The following is a 1,007-nucleotide window of genomic DNA, read 5'->3' as shown; positions in this document are numbered from 1 at the left end:
TGGGTTTAGGACTATGGTTTGGGGAATATCGGGGATTGAATCGGTTGTGGCTACGTTGGTATGATCAACAGGGGAATTGGATTCCCACTGACGCTGAACTTGAACGTCTTCGAGCTGAACAGGAACGTCAAGAGAAGGAACTGGCTCAACAACGAGCTGAACAGGAACACCAACGAGCTGAACTGGCTCAACAACGAGCTGAACAGGAACACCAACGAGCTGAACTGGCTCAACAACGAGCTGAACAATTAGCAGAACGGTTACGACAGATGGGTATTAATCCCGATGAAATTTAACCCCTGTCTGAGTTTGTGGGTGTATGTCATGTAAGCTGTTTGACCTGGTGGTGGGTGAGATTATGTTCGGATAATTGGGGACAATACTGATAGATTGGCAATCTTTTTCAGTGCTACTGACACTGACGATAATTCCTTAAACCCACTGATCAAGAAAATTCGAAAAACCGTTGTGAACAGGATTGGGTTAAATCCAGATTACCTGATTCCCGTTCCCAAAGAGACAATTCCGAAAACAGCGATCGGCAAAATTCAGCGCCAGGAATTGAGAAAAAGATTCGAGGCTGGTGAATTCCATGGCATCCTGAAAGGCTGAAGTTAATAACCTGTAGTTTGAGCAGATTATCAATAAAATTATCTAGGAATTAGTAATATAAAACTGTTATCAAATCACAGACTATTTGTTAAATTTTGCTTAAATATTTATTTGTGTAAAACGGGCATCTTGGTGGAACAGGCATCTTGCCTGTTTCCTGCCCCAAAATTTACTGACTGCTGACTGCTGACGGCTCTATGCTTACTTAGCCACAGGTACCTGTTGGGTAATACAATGAACTCCTCCTCCACCTTCAGCCAGCATCAGACTATTTACACCAACAACCTTCCGCCCAGGGAAAACCTCACGCAGAATAGCAAGGGGAGCATCATCTTGGCTGGAGTCACCAGCAACTGGAACGATCACAGCATTATTAGCAATATAAAAATTCATGA

General features: G+C 43.4%; 2 protein-coding genes and 1 pseudogene. 2 read left to right on the top strand and 1 reads right to left on the bottom strand.

All coding sequences use genetic code 11. The features are described 5' to 3' along the window. A pseudogene (locus tag F6K49_RS53015) lies at positions 1 to 296 on the top strand (Uma2 family endonuclease); the annotation flags it as partial. 94 nt (positions 297 to 390) lie between these two features. Then, on the top strand, positions 391 to 612 hold the full coding sequence (locus F6K49_RS53010) for a hypothetical protein (RefSeq protein WP_293111171.1): 222 nt from the start codon (positions 391 to 393) through the stop codon (positions 610 to 612). Between the two features lie 201 nt (positions 613 to 813). On the opposite strand, the gene F6K49_RS53005 is transcribed toward F6K49_RS53010, so the two are convergent. Beyond that, the coding region (locus F6K49_RS53005; RefSeq protein WP_293111169.1) for an agmatine deiminase family protein at positions 814 to 1,007 on the bottom strand (194 nt) is incomplete at its 5' end.

This window comes from Moorena sp. SIO3I6 (assembly GCF_010672095.1).
This window is presented reverse-complemented; position numbering and strand designations above follow the sequence as displayed.